Origin of the sequence: Streptomyces sp. ASQP_92 (assembly GCF_025399895.1) — a bacterium.
GTDB lineage: Bacteria > Actinomycetota > Actinomycetes > Streptomycetales > Streptomycetaceae > Streptomyces.
Window position 1 is genome coordinate 1 of the sequence record NZ_JAODUA010000053.1, and the last position, 1,743, is coordinate 1,743.

Annotated in this window: 4 protein-coding genes; 2 read left to right on the forward strand and 2 right to left on the reverse strand. The window is 63.8% G+C overall.

Annotation, left to right across the window (positions count from 1 at the left end; translation table 11 throughout):
• Positions 1-261, reverse strand: a 261-nt coding sequence (locus N4G70_RS36840; RefSeq protein WP_261717150.1) for a rodlin, incomplete at its 3' end; no start/stop codon positions are given.
• Between the two features lie 319 nt (positions 262-580).
• On the opposite strand from N4G70_RS36840, the gene N4G70_RS36845 reads away from it, so the two are divergent.
• On the forward strand, positions 581-991 hold the full coding sequence (locus tag N4G70_RS36845) for a rodlin (RefSeq protein WP_261717151.1): 411 nt from the start codon (positions 581-583) through the stop codon (positions 989-991).
• Positions 992-1,131: 140 nt separating this feature from the next.
• Here the strand turns inward: N4G70_RS36845 and N4G70_RS36850 are convergent, their stop codons facing one another.
• Positions 1,132-1,326, reverse strand: a complete 195-nt coding sequence (locus N4G70_RS36850; protein ID WP_261717152.1) for a hypothetical protein — start codon at positions 1,324-1,326, stop codon at positions 1,132-1,134.
• Between the two features lie 159 nt (positions 1,327-1,485).
• Between N4G70_RS36850 and N4G70_RS36855 the strand changes: the two genes are divergently transcribed.
• Positions 1,486-1,743: rodlin (locus N4G70_RS36855; protein WP_261717153.1), on the forward strand; the 258-nt coding region annotated here is incomplete at its 3' end.

Here is a 1,743-nt window from a genome sequence, read left to right on the forward strand (position 1 = left end):
CACCAGGGCGACGATGTTCTGGATGTCGGCCTTGAGCGGGAGGCCGATGCACGGCTTGTTCAGGGAGCCCTGGACCAGCGACAGCTGCGGGCTCATGTCGCCTTCGGTCTTCGAGTTGCCGAAGGCCTGCTTCGCACCGTTGCCGCTGAGCGACGTCGTACCGGTGTCGTTGCCGATGGCCATGGCCTGGGGGGCCAGCATGGCGGAGGCGCCGACAATCGAAACGGCTGCAGCGGACGCGGCCATAACCTTCTTGAGCATGGTCTTCCCTTTTCTTGGTGGAGAGCACGTGCAGTACCGCGCCCCTATCCACTGCGCCGTACTACTGCCTGGTCAACTTCGCCGAACTGGTTTGGTTCCGCCACATCACCCGAACGGTTCTCAAGAGGGACGGAGGGTGCCGGACACTTCGCCAAGGACACCCCCGTCAGATCTCCATATAATCCCAATCCGCAAAGGTGCAGAGGCGTGTTCGGCCCTATTTTCGTACGGCCGAAAGAGTGAAGGGAAGAAACCGATCCGCCGTGCGGACTGTTGGGCAGGAGGCTCCGTCTGGGGCATCCACCAGAAAGGGACCAGCGTGATCAAGAAGGCTATGGCGGCAGCAGCCGTCGGCGTGTCCGTGATCGGCGCGTCCGCGGCGATGGCGCCGCAGGCGATGGCGATCGGCAACGACAGCGGGACCACGACGGTCAGCGGCAACAACGCGTTGCAGTCGTACGGGAACTCCGCCACGTACGGCAACATGAGCCCGCAGATCGCGCTGATTCAGGGTTCGTTCAACAAGCCCTGCATCGCCCTGCCGGCGAAGGCCAACATCCAGAACATCCTCGCCCTGGTGAACGTCGGAATCCAGGACATCCCGATCCTGTCCTCGCCGCAGACCCAGCAGTGCACCGAGAACTCCACCCAGGCCAAGGGCGACGAGGCGCTGTCGCACATCCTGAGCAACATCCCGGTCCTGTCCGGAAACGGCGCCTCGCGCAGCTGAATTCAGCGATTTCAGGACGGCCGGGCCGCTGTCAATCCCTTCGGGGGTCCGACGCCCTGATGTCCTGGCCGGATCGCCGGCGCACTCCGACGATCCGGCTTTTTCGCGCCTGTCACCTCACGCGATGACGTCGCGCCTTTTCAGTGGGGCCAGTGGAAACCGTTGACGAGCGCGTTCCATTCCCAGTCGGGCCGACCCGGCACCGTACGCCTTTCTGCGGCCCAGGCACGTACCAGGTCCGCATAGAGGGGCTCGGCCGCCGCCTCGCTCTCGAATCGTCGACGGGTGATCGGGATGAATGTCTGCCGACGCCAGGCACCCTGCGTCTCCGTCATGTTTCCTCACCATCGGTCGCGGTGATTGCCTCATACCACGGCCGAGCGGATTCGAATTCCGCAATGCTCTGTCCGGGGGACAGGGCGCAACCAAAAGAGATTCTTACCGTTTCTCTTCACAGATCCCCGTCAGTGGAATCAGACCAAACAGGAGTAGACATGCAGAAGTTGTGGTCGGCCGCAGCCGTCGCCGCAGCCGTTTCCGGTGTCGCGATGATGGCCGCGCCGCAGGCGATGGCCATCGGCAACGACAGCGGTACGACGTCGCTCAGCGGCAACGGCGCCGAGCAGGCCTTCGGCAACTCGAAGACCGACGGCGACATGAGCCCCCAGATGACCCTGGTCCAGGGCTCTCTGAACAAGCTGTGTGTCGGCCTCCCGGCCAAGGCCGACATCCAGAACATCGTCGCCCTGGTC

Bases quoted from the DNA above. Each gene is read 5' to 3' on its own strand.
- N4G70_RS36850 (WP_261717152.1), bottom strand. From the start codon at position 1,326: ATGACGGAGACGCAGGGTGCCTGGCGTCGGCAGACATTCATCCCGATC.